Below are 18,914 nucleotides of genomic sequence, written 5' to 3' on the forward strand. Positions count from 1 at the left end.
TCAGACGATCCGCAGTTTCAGGCAGGTCCCGGCAAAGGGGATGCGCAGTCGATAAATTCTCCGGGGCCAGGAGAGCCGCAGGCGGGCATCGTCGATATCGATTGCCTCGACCTCGATCTCGCCGGCTCCTTCAAGGTCGATGCGGCCGAGACCGTCGAAATGAACGGCACGGTCGATGATCGGCTCGACGCAGGTCATCAGAGAAAGCACCGCCGGCAGGCTGCCCTCGTGGATATCCACGACCTCGATCTCCTGCCCGCGCCGAAGCGTGACGGTTCGCCGGTAGGATTGTACGCGGGCCTCGACCGGATAGGCGGACGTTATGTCCAGCGATATCCACGCCTCTTTTTCGGCGAACTCAGCCTGGACATTCCGCGCCGAAAAATCCGCGCCATGTGCCTGGCCGATATCGCCAAAAGTCGGCAGGTTGTGGAAGCCGGACTGCATGGTCCAGATGTCATACCGCTCGGAAGAGAATGTTTTTGCCGTGTAGGTTTCGACGCCAATGTCGATCAGGAACGGCTTGCCGTCCTTATAGACCGTCAAGCTGCCGACATCGTTGTGGTTATGGCTTTCGCCGTTGTTGCCGCCTTTGACGGCGAGCGCAAAGTGGTCGTCGCGGGCAACGAACAGGCCAATTCCCGGATAGAACACATCGCCTGCCGGCTTCGGTTGTCCACCGATTGCCGGCGTTACCAGCAGTTCCTGCACGCGGTACCAGAGGTTCCACTCCTCCGGCAGATGTTTATGCTCCGACGACAGCCGGTCGCGCGCGGCAAATGCCGCCAAGACATCAGACCCAACGGCCCTGCCGAACAAATATTCGCGCACGGTACACGGCTCTATGACCGCGGCGGAATCGGCAAAATTGAAATACCGGCGACCGGCCACATGCATGTTGACGATATATTCCGCCATGCTGCGGATTTTTGGCGCCTTCCAGAGCAGCGTCATCGAAGCCGGCGCCACCGTGTCGAGAATGGCCATCGCCCCGGCCATGCAGAGCGCCGCATGCCGATAATAGACCACTCCCTCCTCGCAGGCCCCGTCCTCCGCGTAATCCTTGATGAAGGCATCCAGGCTGGAAAGGGCTTTCCCGACGATCTGCCGCCGCAGGTCCTGTTCCGTCTTCAGGGCAAAGGTCGAAAGCAGGACGTTCTGCGTTATCCACGCCGTCCAGTTGTTCATTCGTTCAGTGCCGTTGCCCATCCACCAGAAATGCCGGTCGAGATAGGGCGACAATATGCGCACCCGGATTTCCCGCTCGATCCGGGCGACGATCTGCGGGCTGACCTCGTCGAGCCGATCTTTCATGAGAGCTGCCACGGTTGCCAGCAGGGCAGCGGTCTCCGCAGCAAACAGATCGATGACCGGCTGCTCCGGATCGGGCAATGCAAACCGCTGCCCACCCCGCTCGTAAGCGTTATGAGCCGGAAGCTGCCAGGCGCTTTCCTCACAGATCAGGAAGACCCCGTCGACGATCGCATCGATGAACCGCCCCTTGGCCTCGATCAGCTCGGCAAGAACCAGGTCGTTCAACATCCGCCGCCGCGAAAAATACAGCGCTTCAAAGCGCGAGCGATTGCCGTTCAGCGAATATTCGCGATAGTCAGACGCCTTGATTATCGACCACGGCCGGCCAAGCGCCACCTCCGCATCCCGGATGACCGCGACGCGCATATCATCCGATACGGCATCCCAGGCGGCCCGGTCGCCGATCGGCGCGCCGGGCATGAAGTCCGCCAAAACCGGCGGCAACGACCCGGCGATCTCGCTGAACATCAACCTTCCTCCATGCGACCGATAAACGACCTCATTCGCCACCTATCATACGTATTTTAAGATGACTACAGAATTCATATGATTTATCCATAAATTTGTTTGACCAATGTGAGAGATGTGCTATCCCCTCGGTAGGGAGGCGGCACGCTCGTGACACGATGGCGAGCCGTGGATAGCCCTTGGGCGTCGATCGGAGCATCCTGGTTCGAGGAGGGATAAAGTGTCCATATCGAATTCGACCATCGCCGCAGGTGATGCGCCGGTAGCGTCCCGGCCGTCGAGCAAGGTGTTGTCGCGCCGCCGGCGCAAGATACAGAGCGCGCTGGTCGCCTACTCCTTCATCGCCCCGAATTTCCTCGGTTTTGCCGTCTTCACGCTCGGCCCGATCTTGTTCGCCTTCGTGCTGGCGTTCATGCACTGGGACGGCTCGAATGCGATCACCTTCGCCGGTCTCGACAATTTCTGGCGGCTGTTCGAAGACAAGGTCTTCATTGCCGCATTCTGGAACACGATCATCTATACGGTCGTATCGGTTCCCGCGACGCTCGCCTGTGCGCTCGGTCTGGCGATCCTGCTGAACCAGAAGATCTTCGGGCGCGACTTCTTCCGCACCGCGATGTTCTTTCCCTACGTCGCCTCGCTCGTGGCCGTCGCCGTGGTTTGGAACATGATCTTCAATCCCGAAATGGGGCCGGTGAACATGATCCTCTATACGCTTGGCCTGGACCCCAAGGACATGCCGGGCTGGGCAGCCGACCGGCATTGGGCGATGGTGACAGTCATCCTCTTCGGCGTCTGGAAGAGCATGGGTTATTACATGGTCATCTATCTCGCTGGGCTGCAGGGCATCAATTCCGAACTCTACGAGGCGGCTGATCTCGATGGCGCCAGCTCGTGGCAGAAATTTCTCTATGTCACCGTGCCGCAGCTCGGACCGACCACCTTCTTCGTCACGGTCATGCTGACCATCCAGTCGTTCAAGGTCTTCGATCAGATCTACATGATCACCCAGGGCGGCCCCGGCACCTCGACGCTGGTCCTCGTTTATCACATCTACAACGAAGCCTTCATTTCCTGGGACCTCGGTTACTCCAGCATGATTGCGCTCGTTCTTTTCTTTCTCGTACTGGCGGTCACGGTCGTCCAGTTCCGCCGACAGAGGGAGGATTGATCCGTGAAGATTGCCGGTCGCAAGGTCACCGCCAAGAGCATTGCAGTCTATGCGACGGTCATCGTCATCACCGCCGTGATGCTGATGCCTTTCGCCTGGATGCTGTCAGCTTCGCTGAAGCTCAGCCGCGACGTCTTCGTATTCCCGATCGAGTGGATTCCGTCGCAACCGCAGTGGCAGAACTACGTGGACATCTGGACGAAGATCCCGCTCGGGCTGTTCATCTACAACACATCGAAGCTGACGATCATCGTCACCCTGCTTCAGCTGCTGACGTCGAGTTTTGCGGCCTATGCCTTTGCCAAGCTCGATTTCCCCTACAAGAACACGCTTTTCCTTGGCTATATCGCGACCATTGCCATGCCCTGGCAGGTCTACATGGTGCCGCAGTTCCTGCTGATGCGCGAATTCGGCTTGAACAACACCCATCTGGCGCTGATCTGCCTGCAGGCCTTCACCGCTTTCGGCGTTTTCCTCATGCGGCAGTTCTACATGTCGATCCCGACGGAGCTTTGCGAAGCGGCGCGCATCGACGGCATGAACGAATATCAGATCTGGGCGCGCATCATGCTGCCGCTGTCGAAGCCCGCACTTTCGACGCTGACCATCTTCACCTTCGTCACCACCTGGAACGACTTCCTCGGTCCGATGATCTACCTGACCAAGACGGAGCTGAAGACGATCCAGATCGGCCTGCGTATGTTCATCTCGCAATATTCCGCCGAATACGGGCTGATCATGGCGGCATCGGTCGTCGCCCTCATTCCCGTTTTGATCGTCTTCCTGTCGCTGCAGCGCTTCTTCGTCGAAGGCGTCGCCTCGTCGGGCCTCAAGGGTTAATGTCATGAATGCTGTAACGCAGATCGCTCCCCAACCGATCACCGATGCCGAGGTCAAGGCGGCGCTCGATCTCGCCGTCGCCCAGATCCGGCGCAATCTGCCGGCCTTCACCTACGCGTGCCAGAACCATTCCAGTGTCGGCAATTTTTATCCCGCCGTCGAGAATACCCAGTGGACCGCCGGTTTCTGGCCGGGAGAAATCTGGCTGGCGTTCGAGCATACGGGCGACAAGGTTTTTCAGCATGCGGCGCAGATCCAGGTGCAGAGCTTCCTGCGCCGGATCGAGAACCGCATCGAGACCGACCACCACGACATGGGCTTTCTCTATTCGCCCTCCTGCATCGCGGCGTGGAAGCTGGTGGGCGATGAGGACGGGCGCAAGGCCGCCATCCTGGCCGCGGACCAGCTTATCGAGCGCTTCCAGCCGATCGGCCAGTTCATCCAGGCCTGGGGCCGCAAGGGTGTCGCGGACGAATACAGATATATCATCGACTGCCTGCTGAACCTGCCGTTGCTCTATTGGGCAAGCCGCGAGACGGGTGATGCGAAATACCGCGACATCGCGCTCATCCATGCCCGCACGACGCTGGCAAATTCGGTCAGGCCGGACAATTCCACCTATCATACGTTCTACATGGATCCGGTTACCGGTGCGCCCGTGCGTGGCGCGACGAAACAGGGCTACAAGGACGACAGCTTCTGGGCGCGCGGGCAGGCCTGGGGCATTGCCGGAATGGCGCTTTCCTATCGCTACGAACCGATCGACGAGTATCGTGACACGTTCGACCGGCTTCTCGATTTCTATCTGAAAAAGCTGCCGGCCGACTTGGTGCCTTACTGGGACCTGGTATTTTCCGACGGAGATGGCGAGCCGCGCGATAGTTCGTCGGCCTCGATCGTCGCCTGCGGACTGCTCGAAATGGCCGACCTTGTCGAGGCCGATGTCGCCGCGCGTTATCGCGAGCTGGCGCGGCGCATGATGAAAAGCCTTACCGAGCACTACGCGGTCAAGGACCCGGCCATGTCCAACGGCCTTGTCCTTAACGGAACCTATTCGAAAAAATCGCCCTACAACACCTGCCGCGGCGAAGGCGTCGACGAGTGCGTCTCCTGGGGCGACTATTATTACATGGAAGCCCTGACGCGCCTCTCGCGCGCCTGGTCTTCCTATTGGTGAGAGAATCCGATGGCCAGCATTTCACTGAAAAAACTGAACAAGTCCTATGGCGCCCTCACCGTTGTCCATGACATCGATCTGGAGATCGCCGACAAGGAATTCATCATTCTCGTCGGGCCTTCGGGTTGCGGCAAATCGACGACGCTCCGGATGATCGCCGGGCTGGAAGAGATCTCCGGCGGCGAGCTTCAGATCGGCGGCGACCTGATGAACGATGTGCCGTCGAAGGACCGCGACATCGCCATGGTCTTCCAGAACTATGCGCTTTATCCGCATATGACCGTCTACAAGAACATGGCTTTCGGCCTGCAGCTTCGGAAAGTGTCCCGGGATTTCATCGACAGCCAGGTTCAGGACGCCGCAAAAATCCTCGACATCACGCACCTTCTCAACCGCAAGCCGAAGGCTCTGTCCGGCGGCCAGCGCCAGCGCGTCGCGCTCGGGCGTGCCATGGTGCGCAATCCGGCAGTCTTCCTGCTGGACGAACCGCTCTCCAATCTCGACGCCAAGCTTCGCGGCACCATGCGCGCCGAGATCACCAAGCTGCACAAGCGTCTGCATGCCACCTTCATCTACGTCACCCACGACCAGATCGAGGCGATGACCATGGCGGATCGCATCGTGGTGATGAAGGACGGGCATATCCAGCAGGTTGACACGCCGCAGAACCTCTACGATCGGCCGGTCAACATGTTCGTCGCCGGCTTCATCGGCGCACCGCAGATGAACATGATGCCATCCGTGATCGAGCGGCGCGGCGACAGATATTTTGCCGCGTTCGACGGGCGGGAACTGCCATTGCCGGCGCATTTCGACAAAAGCCGCATCGCCCCCTACGAAGGCCGCGAGCTGATCGTCGGCATACGGCCCGAGAATTTCCACGAATTGCCGCCGGCCGATATCGCGCCGGAAAACCTGGCGCCCTTCGGCGCCGTCATGGAACTCGCCGAACCGATGGGCTCGGAAATCCATCTCAACATCGTCGCCGGCGGGCGCAGCTTGATCGCGCGCGTGTCGCCCCGGTTCAAGGGCGCGATCGGCGACGAGGTCAAGCTGGTCGCCGACACGACCAATATGCAGTTGTTCGACAAGGAAACGGAGCGCTCGATCCTTTATTAGGCGAGCGGGAGGAAACGGCCATGCAGTGGCTGCGCAACATGTGGACGAAGGAGGGACCGGGCATTCCGAAGAATGCGCCGAAGAAGACCGGTCTTGCCCTTTTCGTCGATACGTTCGCGCGCGAGTGGTGGGAGATGGTCAAATTGAACATCCTGTTCATTCTGGCCGCACTCTTCGTCGTCACCATCCCCGCTGCAATCGCTGCGACCGCCCGCATTTCGGTCGCCTTCCTCGAAGACCGCAACACCTATCTCCTGCGGGATTTCGCCGAAGCGTTTTTCCGATATTTCTGGCGTGCGACCGCGTGGGGGCTGGCCTTCATCGTTGCCATCGGACTCGGCGTCTATTCGCTAATCACCTATGCGGCGGCCGCCAAAGACAATCTCGTCCTGGCCCTGCCGCTGACGATCGCGCTGATCGCAACGGTTTTCATCGTCGTGGTGGCCTGCCACCTCGTCGTGCTGATGGTGATGCGCGATCTTTCGGCGCCAGTGCTGCTGCGGTTGGCAGCCATCGCATCGGTCGTCCGTCCGCTGCCGGCGCTCGGCGCGCTCGCATTCGTGACCGCGCTCTGGCTCGCGCATATCGTCTTTTATCCGGTGTCCGTGTTCATGCCGGCCACCCTCAACTTTTCACTCGGAATGTTCGCCGTCACATTCGGCGTCCATCGGGCAGCGGTCATGGTTCTAGCCCTGCCAATGGCAATACAGGCGCATCGCGAACCACAGGCTGGTGACGCTAAACATATCTAATCCAGAGACACTTCAGGGAAGGAGAACGGAAATGTATTTGGGGAAATTCGGGAGATCGGTGAGGTTCGCGATGGCGGGTCTCGCCATGGCGACGTCGATCGCAGGATCGGCATACGCACAGTCGGGCAATGCCGTGACGCTCAAATGGGCGCTGTGGGATTGGGACAAGGTGGCTTATTACAAGCCGCTCATAGCGGCATACCAGGCCAAGAATCCGAACGTTAAGTTCGAATCAGTGGACCTCGGTTCGCAGGACTACCAGCAGATGATCGCCACGCAGCTCGCCGGCGGCTCCAAGGATATCGACATCGTCACCGTCAAGGACGTTCCGAACTACACGAACCTCGTTCGCGCCGGCTCGATCTCGGACCTCTCGGGCTTCATGACGGAACAGAAGATCGACCCCGCGTCATTCGGCGGCCTCGTCGACGAACTCAAGATCGACGGCAAGATCTATGCCCTGCCGTTCCGTTCGGATTTCTGGGTCGTCTATTACAACAAGGACATTTTCGACAAGGCCGGGGTTACCTACCCGACCAACGACATGACCTGGGCGCAGTTCGACCAGATCGCCACGAAGCTCGCCGGCGGCATGGGTGCCAACAAGACCTACGGGGCGCTCTTCCACACGTGGCGCTCCACGGTTCAGCTGCCGGGCATCCTTGACGGCAAAAAGACGCTGGCGGGGCCGGATTACGCTTTCCTGAAGCCTTGGTATGAACGGGCGCTTGCCCTGCAGAAGGCCGGCGTCGTTCCGTCCTATGCGTCGCTGAAGACCTCCAATACCCACTACTCGGCGCTGTTCTTCAACAGCACGATCGGTATGCTGCCGATGGGTACCTGGTTCGTCGGCACCCAGATCGCCAAGGTCGCCTCCGGCGAGTCGAAGAGCAAGAACTGGGGGATCGTGAAGTTCCCGCATCCGGATGGCGTTGCAGCAGGCACAACCGCAGCGCAGATTTCCGGTCTCGCGGTCAACACCAACTCCGCTCACAAGGCCGAGGTGCTCGACTTCATCAAGTTCGTCACCGGCCCGGAAGGTGCGGCCATCATCGCCGGTACCGGCACGATCCCGACCGTCCGTACGCCGGAAGTCACCGCCAAGATCGCATCCCTGCCCGGCTTCCCCCAGGATCAGGCGAGCAAGGACGCGCTGCAGTCCGGCAAGTCCTTCCTGGAGATGGCCGTCAATCCGAATGCGGCGAAGATTGAGGTTGTTCTCAACCGTGCGCATGACTCGATCATGACCGACAACATCTCCATCGACGACGGCCTGAAGGAAATGACCGACGGCGTGAAGGCCATCAAGTAACAGCCCGACCCGCGGAGGCCACGTCCTCCGCGGGTCCCTCTTTCGATAAATAAATGGTTTGCCCGTGATCTACGACCCAGTCCGAGCCAATCCCCTTTGGGGGAACCCTCTTCTTTCCCGAGATGATCTTGGCAAGGCGGTGCTGGATCTCTTCAAACCGCTTCTTCCTTATTTTTCCGAAGGCGGCGCACGGGTCCGCCTGAGCGCGACCGGCGCACATTTCGATCGCGCTGCGGCTGATCTTGAAGGTTTTGCCCGGCCGCTCTGGGGGATCGTACCGCTCGCAGCCGGAGGCCATGATTTCCCGCATTGGGACCTCTACCGCCGCGGTCTCGCAAACGGCACCGATCCGTCTCATCCGGAATATTGGGGCGACATTTCCGACCGCGACCAGCGTCAGGTGGAACTGGCGGCGGTCGGTTTTGCGCTTGCCATGGTTCCCGAACACATCTGGGATCCGCTTGGCGAAGGGCAGAAGAAAACCGTCGCAGCCTACCTCCTGTCGGCCCGCGACAAGGAATTCATCGACAACAACTGGAAATTCTTCCGAGTTCTCATCGATCTCGGCCTGACACGCGTCGGCATAAGCTTCGACCGATCCATGACGGAGAAATATCTCGACGAGACCGAGGCCTTCCGGTTGGGCGAAGGCTGGTATCGCGACGGGCCGGTCAAACGCGTCGACCACTATATCCCCTTCGCCCTGCATTTTTATGCGCTGATCTATTCGGTCCTCGCAAAGGCCGACATCACGCGCGGCGATGCCTATCGCGAACGTGCCCGCCTATTTGCGCAGGATATCCGCCACTGGTTCGGCCCGGATGGCGCCGCCCTCGCCTTCGGGCGCAGCCAGACATACCGGTTTGCTGCCGGTGGCTTCTGGGGCGCATTGGCATTTGCGGGCGTCGAGGCCCTGCCCTGGGCTGAGATCAAGGGCTACTACATGCGCCATATCCGCTGGTGGTCGAAGCTTCCGATCGCCGACCGGGACGGGGTGCTGTCGATCGGCTACGGTTATCCCAATCTCCTGATGAGCGAGAGCTACAACTCTGCCTGCTCGCCCTATTGGGCGCTGAAATTCTTTCTGCCCCTGGCTCTGCCCGCCGACCATCCGTTCTGGGTGGCAGAAGAAGCGCCAGCACCCGCCTTTACGGATCCGGTTCCGCTCAAGGAACCAGGCATGGTCGCCATGCATACGCCCGGCAACGTGGTCGTCCTCGCCTCCGGCCAGCAGCACGACAAGATGCGCGGCGCCAACGAGAAGTACTCGAAATTCGTCTATTCCACGCGCTATGCCTTCAACATCGAGGCCAACGACCGGCATTTCGCCGCGGCAAGTTTTGACGGCATGCTGGGCCTTTCCGACGACGGCGTGCATTTCCGCATGCGCGAGACGCTCGAGCAGGCGCTGATCGCCGGCGACAGGCTCTATTCCCGCTGGAAACCCTGGAGCGACGTCACAGTGGAGACCTGGCTGGTGCCGGCCAATCCCTGGCATATCCGCATGCACCGCATTGTCACGCCCCGTGCCCTGCAAACGACGGAGGGCGGCTTTGCCATTGAACAGGCGGATTTCCAGGCCGATATCGCCAGCCGAGGCGAAGGCCTGGCGGCGTGGTATGGTCAGACCGACACAAGTGCAATCATCGACATCTCGCCTGCCTTCAGGCGGGATGGCCATGCCATGAGCCCGATCGCCAATACCAATCTCATTCACGCAAAGACGCTTCTTCCCCAGCTCCGTGGGCAGATCGAGGCGGGGACGACGCTGCTCGCCGCAGCGGTCATCGCGCTCCCCAATACCGAGATGGACCCGGCCTTTCTGCAGTCTGTCCCGGCCTGCCCGGATCTGGCGGAACTGGAGCGGCTGTTCCGTGCGAAAGGAGACGTGGTCCCCGCCTTCGACCTCGCCGGCGGCAAGTGACCGGGTAAGCCACGGCGCTGTGATCCCTGCATCTGAGCTAAACAGCCGCATGCCTTTTCTCAGGTGTCTAAAAATCTGTCGGCCACGCCAAGCCGTCTTGCACCAATCGACCGCGAGGCTAGTGTTGGGTACAAACGACAGCGGAAATCGATGGCAGCCAAGACCACACTCAATGCGAAGAACCTGGAAGCACTCGGCGCGCCGCGCCTGGCCGAATTGCTGATCGAGATCAGCACCGGCAGCGCGGCAAACAAACGACGGCTTCGCATGGAGCTTGCCGGCAATCACAGCAGCGCCGAGGTCGCCCGCGAAGTGCGCAAACGGCTCGCAAGCATCGGCCGTTCCCGAACCTTCATAAACTGGCGCAAGGTGAAGGGGCTCAAGACGGACCTGGAAACGCAGCGGAAGACGATCGTAGATGTCGTTGCCCCCGACGATCCGAAAGAGGCGTTGGAGCTTATCTGGCAATTCCTGGCGCTTGCCGATCCTGTGTTCGAGAGATCCGACGACGGCAGCGGCTCGATTATCGAGAGCTTTCACGACGCGTGCGCGGATGCCGGCGCGATCGCGAAGTCTTCAAGCGTCGAGAAGGACGCCCTTGCCGACAAGATCTTCGCAGCGGTGCTGAACAACGGCTATGGCCAATATGACCCGCTGATTGCGGCTATGGCGCCTGCGCTCGGCGGAGACGGTCTTGAACGACTCAAGGTTCTGTTGGGGCAGTGGTCGAAGGAGCCTGAGGACAAGATCGCCGAGAGCGATCGCCGCGTCATCGGCTGGAGCAGCAATGGGCCGATCTACGAAGACCAGGTCTACGGCAATCACCAGGAACTGCTGGTACGTATCGCCTTGCAGGAAATCGCCGATGCTCAGGGCGACGTGGATGCGTATATCGCCCAGCAGCCGGAAAAGACCCGCAGGTCGCCCTTGGTGGCAACGGACATCGCCCGCCGGCTGCTTTCCGCGGGACGAGCCGCCGAAGCGCTCGAAACGCTGGACGCCACCGATGAACGAGGCCATGCCGACACTCCGATCGAATGGCAGCTTGCCCGCACCGAGGTGCTCGAAACCCTGGGACGCGCGGACGAAGCCCAGACGGATCGATGGAAGTGGTTCGAGCACTCGCTGAACGACGTACACTTGCGCGCGTTTATCCGCCGGCTGCCGGACTTCGACGACATGGAGGCCGAAGAAAAGGCGTTCGCTTATGCCCAGGCTTTTCCGGAGGTCCATCGAGCCCTTACTTTTTTCCTGCGCTGGCCAGCGGTTGGCGAGGCAGCCAGGCTCGTGTTGAAGCGCAAGGCGGAACTCGATGGCGATCTCTATGAGCTGATGACGGCGGCAGCGGACGCTCTGGCTCAGAAACACCCGCTCGCGGCGACGATCGTTCTGCGTTCGATGATCGACTTCACGCTCGATAGAGCGCGGTCGAGCCGCAATCGCTATGCAGCGCAGCATCTTGTGGCATGTGCATCGCTTGCCCCGCATGTCGACGACTTCGGCAGCGTCGAAACCCACGACGCGTATGTCGCGGGACTGAAGGACCGGCACGGTAAAAAGCACGGCTTCTGGAGTTTGATAACCTAAGTCACCGGGAGGCGGCCGCCATCGACGGCGTTGACCGTGGCCCGATCGGTATGCGCCGCACTGGTTCCCTTTGAGTGGGCATCCGATCTTCCTCCTTTCAATCTGTTAAAAAAGGAATAACCCTCGGGCCAGCGCCCGAAACCACTTGCGATGTTGATGTGTCCAGCAAACCCGATCGTTGCCAGATCGCTGCCCCAGCCACGGACATGGCGTTCGAGATCCGGCATGCTCATATAGGGATCGTTCAGACTGCCTATGACGAGGCTTGGAAAGGGAAGCCGGGCAAGCGGTTCATGCCCGAACTCGATCATGCAGGGATGACGCCGCAAAGTCACTTCCAAGGAGCACGGTGCGACAAGTAAGGCACCGCGTATCTTCTCCACATTGCCGCGTCCGGCATAGCTCGCCGCCAGCAGGCATCCGAGGCTATGCGCAACGAGGAAGGCGCCTTCCACCACCGAAAGCGCCCTGTCCAGCTCCGCCTGCCAATCCTCGATGACGGGACAGTTCCAATCCTGCTGCTCGACGATCGAGGCGCTGGAGTGCTCCGTTGCCCAATGGCGCTGCCAGTGTCCTTCGGGCGAGCCGTTGAGACCGGGCAAGATCAGGGTCGGGAACATGTAAACCTCCAGGACTTATTGCAACCGCGCCGAAGTCAATTTCAGAACACCCTTCCTTCCTTGAGATGCCTCGTCGTACCGTTGATGAGATAATCGCCGACCACCCTCGACTTATGCAGAAGCGGATTGTGGTTGAGGACAGTGCGGATATTGCGCCAGTGACGGTCGAAATTGTTGTTGCGGGAGGTCGCCGAGCCGCCGCCGAGCTCGAACATGCGCTCGGCGCTGCGGGGGCCGAGCTGGCCGAGCACGAGCTGCGTGCGTGCCGTTGCCAGCGCGCTTGCGACCAGGGCCTCCTCGATCTCTGCTTCGTCGCCTTTGCCGAAGGCAGCCACGGTCCGATCGAGAGCCGCGGCAGCGGCCGCGACGGCCGTATCGATCGCGAAGGAGTTGGCGGCTATCTCGCCGATCACCTGCTGTACGAACGGATCCTGGTTTGCTGTTTCCGCCGCGCTGTGTGCCGCCGAACGCGCCTGCCGGCGCACATAGGCAAGCCCGTCCGTCAGCACGTTGCGAACCGCTCCAGCCGCACTTGCTGCCAGATGCAATTGACGCAGCGTCGAACAATGCCGGCCGACAAGATTGTCGAGACCCCGCGTTGCAAACTCGTGCGGGAATACCTCGACATTTTCCAGAAGAACGCCGCCGCTCGCCGTCAAGCGCTGGCCCATGCCGTCCCAGTCGTCGAGGATCTTGATACCCTCGCGATCGACCGGCAGGAGAATACCGACCGTTTGCCCCTCTTCATCCAGAGCGCTGAAAGACGCAAAATCTGCAAAGGCTGTGCCGGTGGCATACCATTTGCGGCCGTTGAGGCGATAAGTGTCGCCTTGGCGCACGATCGTCGTCGTCACCTGCCCCGGCCGTGCGGTTCCCTGCTCCGTGTGGGCGCCGCCGAACAGTTTGCCGGCGAGGATCAGCTCGACCGCACCGGCATCCCGCTCCCGTGGTTCGCTGAGAATGACGTTCTCGACATAGTTGAAATGCGAGCGCAGAGCATGCGCCACGTTGGAATCCGCTGCACCGATCGCCGCGATCATTTCGATATAGTCGGCGATAGAACCGCCCGGCCCGCCCAGCGCCACCGGGATGCGCAACGTGCCGAGGCCCAGTTCGCGAAACAGCCTGAAGGCTTCGAAGGGCAATTCGCGGTCGAGATCACGCTGCGCGGCGCCCCTGGCGATTTCGGCGGCGAAAGCGGGAACGCACGCGACAAGCTCCTCGCGTGTCACGCTTCTGGTGGTCTGCAATTTGGCGATGCTCAAGCGATTGTCTCCGAAAACGCAGAAAAAGGCATGGGGCCGGGAGAGAACCCGGCCGCCTCGATGATCGATCATCCCTCGAGATAGATGTCGGCGCCGTTGCTCCAGAGGTCCTCGACGCCGATCTTGAGGTTCTTCACCCGCTTGTCGTAGACGGTGATCACCGAAGGCGTGACGATGTCGAGCGTCGGCAGATCCTGCACGACGAGCTTCTGGAAATCGCTGAAGAGTTGCAGCCGTTTCTTCGGATCGACCTCGACGGCGGCAGTCTCAAGCAGGCGGTCGACCTCGGGGTTGAAATATTTCGAGCCGTTGGTGAAGGGCACGCCGGGCTTGAAATTCTTCGACCAGTAGAGCCGCTGGACACCGACCGTCGGATCGTAAAGGTTGCTCATACCTTCGATGGCGATGTCGAAATCGCGATCGGTGAAGATCCGCTTCACGAAGGTCGCGAAGTCCTGGCTGCGAAGCTCAACCTTGATGCCGACCTTACCGAGCGCCTGGGCAAAATATTCAGCCGTCTGCTTGGGAGGACCAGATGGCTGGGTCGGATCGATGAAGAGCTTGAAGCGGAACCCGTCGGCGCCGCGCTTATAACCGGCTTCATCCAGGAGCTGGTTCGCCTTTGCGGGATTGAACTCGTATTTCGGCAGATCGGGACTGTAGAATTTCGCGAGATCCGGGCTCACCGGCCCGTCGAGCCGCGTCGCGTAACCGAGATAGACCGTGTTGACGATGAAATCCTTGTCCACCGCATGGGCGATCGCGTGACGCACTTTGATGTCGGCGAGATACTTGTTTTCCAGGTTGAACTCGGCGCGGGCAATGCTCGGCGAATAGGCGGCCGGCGTGGTGTCGACGACCAGGTTCGGATTGGCCTTCAGGCGGTCGATATCCGTCAGCGGCAGATTGGCGGTCGAGACTTGCACTTCACCGGTTTCGATCGCCGCCACAGCAGCGGCCGGATCGATGATGAAGCGGAAGATGATCTGGTCAAGATAAGGCTTCGACGAGCCCCAGTAATCTTCGTTGCGAACGAAGAGCGCATGGCTGCCGCGCACCCACTCGACGAATTTGTAGGGTCCCGTGCCGACCGGCGCAACGTTGTGCGGGTTTTCGGCTACCTTCGTGCCTTCGTAGAGATGCTTCGGCACGATCGGCGCCTCGAAGCTGGCGAAGGCGCTGAGGAGATAGGGCGCCGGCTTGGACAGAAGGAGCTCGACCTCATGGGAGTTGAGCACGTTGGCTTTCTGGACAGAGGCGAAAGTCGCCCGACCGCGCGGATGGTTTTCCTTCAGTGCGAGAATGGAAAAGGCCACGTCCTCGGCGGTGAAATCCTTGCCGTCGTGCCACCGCACGCCCTGCCTGAGCTTGAACCAGTAGCGCAGGCCATCCTCGCTGACTTTCCATTCGGTCGCCAGAAGCGGCTGCGGATTGAACCCGCGGTCATAGGTCAAGAGGCTCTCGGTCGCCTTGCCGCTGATGTAATAGGCGGCACCCGCGCTATGGGCGATGAGCACCAGAACCGGAGGCTCGGTGCCGATATTGATCGAAACGCTGCCGCCGCGCGGTGTCTCGTCCTGTGCCTGGGACATATGCGGAACGGCGGCCGCAGCCGCAAACGCCACGGTGGAAAGCAGGAAGGCGCGGCGTGTCGGCGTCAGCACACGAGCGGTTTTGATCGTCATGAAATATCCCCCAAAGCAGCCATTCATCAAGCAGGAACGACCTGGATTTCGTCCAACACCCGATCGAGCGTGGTTACTTTGAGAATATAAAATCTACTAACTTTATCGAGATACTGGATTTCTAAAGCGATACGGAGAAATGGAAAAAGGCGGAGGTTTTTCCCGCCTTTTGGAGAATTTTTCGCGCGAGCCCGACAAAACACCAGCCCTCGCCGCAAATTTATCCTCAGCACGAATGCCGCTCCTCCAAACAGGGACGGATGTTCCGGCTTGAACGAGCCTGCCGCTCAACACACGAAGGAAATCCCACGGAACGCCCGTCGATTGGAAATCCTTCCCAAGATAGCTTCGCAAAACGCAATCGACAAAGTCTATCAACGAAATAGACTAAAGCGAACCGACCAAGCCGCTCGAACTCCGGTTCAGCCGCAGCTTGGTCACCAAACTGGATCGCGTTCAGGAGCTTATTGATGCAACCCGAATTCATCGGCCACACGTCCAACCGGGAAGGGTCCGACATCGTCCCCGCCTCCGGCCCGGTCATCGACAAGGCCTATATCCGCAACCACGTTCAGGCTGCGGAAGCCGCCGGCATCGATCGGCTGCTGATTGGCCAATTCGCGCAATGGCCGGACAACAACCAGATCGCGTCTTACGTCTTCAGCCAGACGGAACGCATCGGCGCGCTCCTTGCCCATCGACCCGGCCTGATGGCGCCGACGCTTGGCGCCCGTCAGCTCGCCACCCTCGACCAGTTTTCCGAAGGCCGTGTCTGGATCCATATCATCACAGGCGGCTCGGAGGCCGACCAGGCCCGCGACGGCGATTTCGAGGACCACGATACCCGTTACGCCCGCACCGACGAATATCTGACGGTGCTGAAGAAGGTCTGGGAAAGCGACCAGCCCTTCGACCACGAAGGCCGCTTCTATAGATTCAAGGGCGCCTTCAGCCAGGTGAAGCCATACCAGAAGCCGCGCATCCCGATCTCCTTCGGCGGTTCCTCCGATGCCGCGATCGCGGTCGCCGGCAAGCATGCCGATATCTACGCTCTCTGGGGCGAACCGCTGGACGGCGCGCGCGAGACGATCGCCAAGGTGCGTGCCGCAGCCGTTGCCAACGGCCGCACGGCGAGCGACATCCGCTTCACGCTCGCCTTCCGGACCGTCGTTGCCGAGACGGAGGATGCAGCCTGGGAAAAAGCCGCCGATATCTTGCAAAAGGTGAAATCGCAAGTCGCCCGCGTGGCCGGCGGCAATGGCGAAAAGCTGCCCTCGAATGTCGGCTCGGTGCGTCTGCGCGAAGCAGCCAAACGCGGCAAGGTGCTCGACAAGCGGCTTTGGACCGAGGTTGCAGAAGCAAGCGGCGCCGGCGGCAATTCCACCGCGCTGGTCGGGACGCCCGAACAGGTGGCCGACGCGATCCTCGATTATTACGACGCCGGCGTCTCGAACTTTCTCGTGCGCGGCTTCTATCCGACGGAAGACACCGTCACTTACGGCCGCGATGTGGTGCCGCTCGTGAAAGCGGGGATTGCCGAACGCGAAGCCAGGAAGGTAGCTGCAGAATGACCACGCCGCTCGATATCGTCGATATTCATACGCATCTCTGGCCGCCGGCCTGGGGACCTGGCGGCCAATATGCCAAACCCGCCAGCGGCTTTGCCCCCGATGTTTATCGCAAGATCACCACGCCGCAGGCGCTGGTGGACGAATTCCAGGCGGCTGGAATATCGCTCGCGATTGTCACTGCCACGATCGAAAGTCTGTTCGGTGCCGAGGGGGCCGTCGATCTTGCCGCGGTTCGCGAGGCAAATAACTGGCTTGCCACCGTCTCCCATTACGATCAGTCGCTGGTCGGCTTTGCCGTCACCGACGCGTTCAGCGGCGAAGAGGGTGCGCGCGAAGCCGAACGCGCAATCGGCGAACTCGGACTGTCGGGCCTGGTGATCGATTCCTCGCGCGACGGCAAATTCCTGAGCGATCCGTCCGTCAGGCCTATCCTCGAAGTTGCGGCACGCTACAAGGTGCCCGTCTTCGTACACCCGGTCGCCCATCCGAATTCGCAGGTGCTGATCGCAGGCGCCGGTACGCTCGGCAATTCCCTTGGCCGCGGCCTGATGAATGGTGTCGCCTTCCTGTCGGTCATTCAATCGTCGCTGCTCGACGACCTGCCGGACCTTCACCTCATCTTTGCGACCCTCGGCCTTGGCGCGATCGTTCAGGCGGCGCGCGGTGGCATTTATGGTCGTGCGGAAAGAGCGGCAGGCAAGCGCCCGAACATCTATTTCGACACGATGGGGCACGACCCGGCCATCATCCGCACGCTGACCGGTTTCTTTGGCGCAGAAAGAGTGCTGGCGGGCACGGACTGGCCGATCCTGGCGGCACTCGATAGAAAGAGCCTGACCTCCAGCCTCACCGAGGCAGGTCTGAGCGAAGCGGAAGCACGCCTCGTGGCCGGCGGCAATGCCAGGCGTCTGCTTGAGCTTCGAGAGGCGCAAGCTCAAGCGGCCGAATAGACCTTGGCCGACGACAAAGCCCCGGACCGAATCCGGGGCTTCTTTTAAAGAATTGTGTCAGTCAATTGGGCTCAGTCCCCGATCAGGCAACGCGCTGGGGACGGGCGAGCGGAACGACTTCGCCGGATGCGGCGGCCGAGCGGGGTACGCGACCTTCGACCGGATGACCCGGATCCGTGAAGCCCGGCGTGGACGGATGGCCGGTCGCGACCAGCCGGTCGACGAGCGCTTCATCCTCCGCATCGAGCTTCACGTCGAGCGCGCGGATATAGGCGTCCCACTGCTCCTCGGTGCGTGGGCCGGCGATCGCCGAGGTAATCAACGTGTTGTTGAGCACCCAGGCCAACGCGAAATCGGCAGGCGAAATGCCCTTGGCCTGCGCATGCGCCGCGATCTGCTTGGCGATGCCGATCGATTCCTCTCGGAACTCGACGTCATGCATGCGTTTGTCGCCGCGACCTGCACGGGTATCGGCGGCCGGGGCTTCTCCGACATTATATTTGCCGGTGAGAACACCGCGCGCCAGCGGGCTGTAGGAAACGACCCCAAGACCATATGCGGCAGCGGCCGGCAGTTGCTCGGCTTCAGCCGTTCGATTGACGATGTTGTAGAGCGGCTGGCTGGCGATCGGCCGGTCGATGCCGAGCTGGTCGGCAAGATGGGCGACCTCCGCGATACGCCAGCCGCGGAAGTTCGACACGCCGAAATAACGCAGCTTGCCGGCTTTGATCAGATCGGCGATCGCCCGAACCGGCTCGTCCAGGGGTGCGTCGAAGACGGCGCGGTGAAAGTAGAGGATGTCGATATAGTCGGTATCGAGATTGCGTAGCGAATTCTCGACCGTCTGGTAAACCCACTTGCGGGAATAACCGCCGAGGTTCGGACCCTTGTTGTGGGAGTTGACGAACTTGGTCGCCACCACCCAGCTGTCGCGGTTCTTCTTGATGCCGCGCCCGACCACCTGCTCCGACTTGCCGTCATGATAGACGTCGGCGGTATCGATGAAGTTGATACCCTGTTCATGCGCCTTATCGATGATGCGGAAAGCGACGTCGTCCGGCGTCTGGTTGCCGAACATCATGGCTCCCAGCGTCAGCGGCGATACCTTCAGGGCACTGCGCCCCAGATAGCGATAGTCAACCATTCAAAAACTCCCTTG

15 protein-coding genes are annotated in these 18,914 nt (G+C 60.7%); 10 read left to right on the forward strand and 5 right to left on the reverse strand.

Features of this window, described 5'->3' with window-relative positions; all coding sequences use genetic code 11:
* Positions 1-1,782 carry a heparinase II/III domain-containing protein gene (locus AC1DLT_RS03115; RefSeq protein ID WP_477485831.1) on the reverse strand — a complete coding sequence of 594 codons (1,782 nt, stop codon included), beginning with the start codon at positions 1,780-1,782 and terminating at the stop codon, positions 1-3.
* 220 nt (positions 1,783-2,002) lie between these two features.
* Between AC1DLT_RS03115 and AC1DLT_RS03120 the strand changes: the two genes are divergently transcribed.
* From AC1DLT_RS03120 to AC1DLT_RS03155, 8 genes are all read left to right on the forward strand, one after another.
* Positions 2,003-2,953, forward strand: coding sequence for a carbohydrate ABC transporter permease (locus AC1DLT_RS03120; RefSeq protein ID WP_040125531.1), 951 nt, complete (start codon positions 2,003-2,005; stop codon positions 2,951-2,953).
* Between the two features lie 3 nt (positions 2,954-2,956).
* Positions 2,957-3,793 (forward strand): carbohydrate ABC transporter permease, encoded by an 837-nt coding sequence (locus AC1DLT_RS03125; protein ID WP_040125532.1) that lies wholly within the window; start codon positions 2,957-2,959, stop codon positions 3,791-3,793.
* 4 nt (positions 3,794-3,797) lie between these two features.
* The gene (locus AC1DLT_RS03130; protein WP_040125533.1) at positions 3,798-4,970 is read left to right on the forward strand and encodes a glycoside hydrolase family 88 protein; all 1,173 of its coding nucleotides are present in this window, start codon (positions 3,798-3,800) and stop codon (positions 4,968-4,970) included.
* 9 nt (positions 4,971-4,979) lie between these two features.
* Complete coding sequence (locus tag AC1DLT_RS03135; protein WP_477485832.1) at positions 4,980-6,089, forward strand: ABC transporter ATP-binding protein; 1,110 nt, start codon at positions 4,980-4,982, stop codon at positions 6,087-6,089.
* Positions 6,090-6,109: 20 nt separating this feature from the next.
* Entirely contained in the window at positions 6,110-6,841 is a 732-nt protein-coding gene (locus AC1DLT_RS03140) for a DUF624 domain-containing protein (RefSeq protein WP_477485833.1), read from the forward strand.
* A 31-nt stretch (positions 6,842-6,872) separates the two neighbouring features.
* The gene (locus AC1DLT_RS03145; protein WP_477481566.1) at positions 6,873-8,153 is read left to right on the forward strand and encodes an ABC transporter substrate-binding protein; all 1,281 of its coding nucleotides are present in this window, start codon (positions 6,873-6,875) and stop codon (positions 8,151-8,153) included.
* A 64-nt stretch (positions 8,154-8,217) separates the two neighbouring features.
* Positions 8,218-10,077, forward strand: a complete 1,860-nt coding sequence (locus tag AC1DLT_RS03150; RefSeq protein ID WP_477485834.1) for a DUF2264 domain-containing protein — start codon at positions 8,218-8,220, stop codon at positions 10,075-10,077.
* Between the two features lie 150 nt (positions 10,078-10,227).
* Positions 10,228-11,664 carry a DUF6880 family protein gene (locus AC1DLT_RS03155; protein ID WP_477485835.1) on the forward strand — a complete coding sequence of 479 codons (1,437 nt, stop codon included), beginning with the start codon at positions 10,228-10,230 and terminating at the stop codon, positions 11,662-11,664.
* On the opposite strand, the gene AC1DLT_RS03160 is transcribed toward AC1DLT_RS03155, so the two are convergent.
* The 3 genes from AC1DLT_RS03160 to AC1DLT_RS03170 form a co-directional block, all read right to left on the reverse strand.
* Complete coding sequence (locus tag AC1DLT_RS03160) at positions 11,661-12,284, reverse strand: RBBP9/YdeN family alpha/beta hydrolase (RefSeq protein ID WP_477485836.1); 624 nt, start codon at positions 12,282-12,284, stop codon at positions 11,661-11,663. The genes AC1DLT_RS03155 and AC1DLT_RS03160 overlap by 4 nt on opposite strands.
* Before the next feature lie 41 nt (positions 12,285-12,325).
* Positions 12,326-13,549 carry an acyl-CoA dehydrogenase family protein gene (locus tag AC1DLT_RS03165; RefSeq protein WP_477485837.1) on the reverse strand — a complete coding sequence of 408 codons (1,224 nt, stop codon included), beginning with the start codon at positions 13,547-13,549 and terminating at the stop codon, positions 12,326-12,328.
* Positions 13,550-13,617: 68 nt separating this feature from the next.
* Complete coding sequence (locus AC1DLT_RS03170; protein WP_477485838.1) at positions 13,618-15,234, reverse strand: ABC transporter substrate-binding protein; 1,617 nt, start codon at positions 15,232-15,234, stop codon at positions 13,618-13,620.
* A 470-nt stretch (positions 15,235-15,704) separates the two neighbouring features.
* Between AC1DLT_RS03170 and AC1DLT_RS03175 the strand changes: the two genes are divergently transcribed.
* Entirely contained in the window at positions 15,705-16,805 is a 1,101-nt protein-coding gene (locus tag AC1DLT_RS03175; protein ID WP_477485839.1) for an LLM class flavin-dependent oxidoreductase, read from the forward strand.
* On the forward strand, positions 16,802-17,755 hold the full coding sequence (locus tag AC1DLT_RS03180; RefSeq protein ID WP_477485840.1) for an amidohydrolase family protein: 954 nt from the start codon (positions 16,802-16,804) through the stop codon (positions 17,753-17,755). Before AC1DLT_RS03175 ends, AC1DLT_RS03180 begins: the two co-directional genes overlap by 4 nt.
* 82 nt (positions 17,756-17,837) lie before the next feature.
* Here AC1DLT_RS03180 and AC1DLT_RS03185 read toward each other — a convergent pair whose 3' ends face one another.
* Positions 17,838-18,899, reverse strand: coding sequence for an aldo/keto reductase (locus AC1DLT_RS03185; protein WP_477485841.1), 1,062 nt, complete (start codon positions 18,897-18,899; stop codon positions 17,838-17,840).
* Between the last annotated feature and the right edge of the window lie 15 nt (positions 18,900-18,914).

This window comes from Neorhizobium sp. 05N33, assembly GCF_056397445.1.

Excerpts from the sequence above, each read along its gene's own strand:
- AC1DLT_RS03115 (WP_477485831.1), bottom strand. The coding sequence starts at position 1,782 with ATGTTCAGCGAGATCGCCGGGTCGTTGCCGCCGGTTTTGGCGGACTTC.
- AC1DLT_RS03130 (WP_040125533.1), top strand. The coding sequence starts at position 3,798 with ATGAATGCTGTAACGCAGATCGCTCCCCAACCGATCACCGATGCCGAG.
- AC1DLT_RS03135 (WP_477485832.1), top strand. The coding sequence starts at position 4,980 with ATGGCCAGCATTTCACTGAAAAAACTGAACAAGTCCTATGGCGCCCTC.
- AC1DLT_RS03140 (WP_477485833.1), top strand. The coding sequence starts at position 6,110 with ATGCAGTGGCTGCGCAACATGTGGACGAAGGAGGGACCGGGCATTCCG.
- AC1DLT_RS03145 (WP_477481566.1), top strand. The coding sequence starts at position 6,873 with ATGTATTTGGGGAAATTCGGGAGATCGGTGAGGTTCGCGATGGCGGGT.
- AC1DLT_RS03155 (WP_477485835.1), top strand. The coding sequence starts at position 10,228 with ATGGCAGCCAAGACCACACTCAATGCGAAGAACCTGGAAGCACTCGGC.
- AC1DLT_RS03160 (WP_477485836.1), bottom strand. The coding sequence starts at position 12,284 with ATGTTCCCGACCCTGATCTTGCCCGGTCTCAACGGCTCGCCCGAAGGA.
- AC1DLT_RS03170 (WP_477485838.1), bottom strand. The coding sequence starts at position 15,234 with ATGACGATCAAAACCGCTCGTGTGCTGACGCCGACACGCCGCGCCTTC.
- AC1DLT_RS03175 (WP_477485839.1), top strand. The coding sequence starts at position 15,705 with ATGCAACCCGAATTCATCGGCCACACGTCCAACCGGGAAGGGTCCGAC.
- AC1DLT_RS03180 (WP_477485840.1), top strand. The coding sequence starts at position 16,802 with ATGACCACGCCGCTCGATATCGTCGATATTCATACGCATCTCTGGCCG.
- AC1DLT_RS03185 (WP_477485841.1), bottom strand. The coding sequence starts at position 18,899 with ATGGTTGACTATCGCTATCTGGGGCGCAGTGCCCTGAAGGTATCGCCG.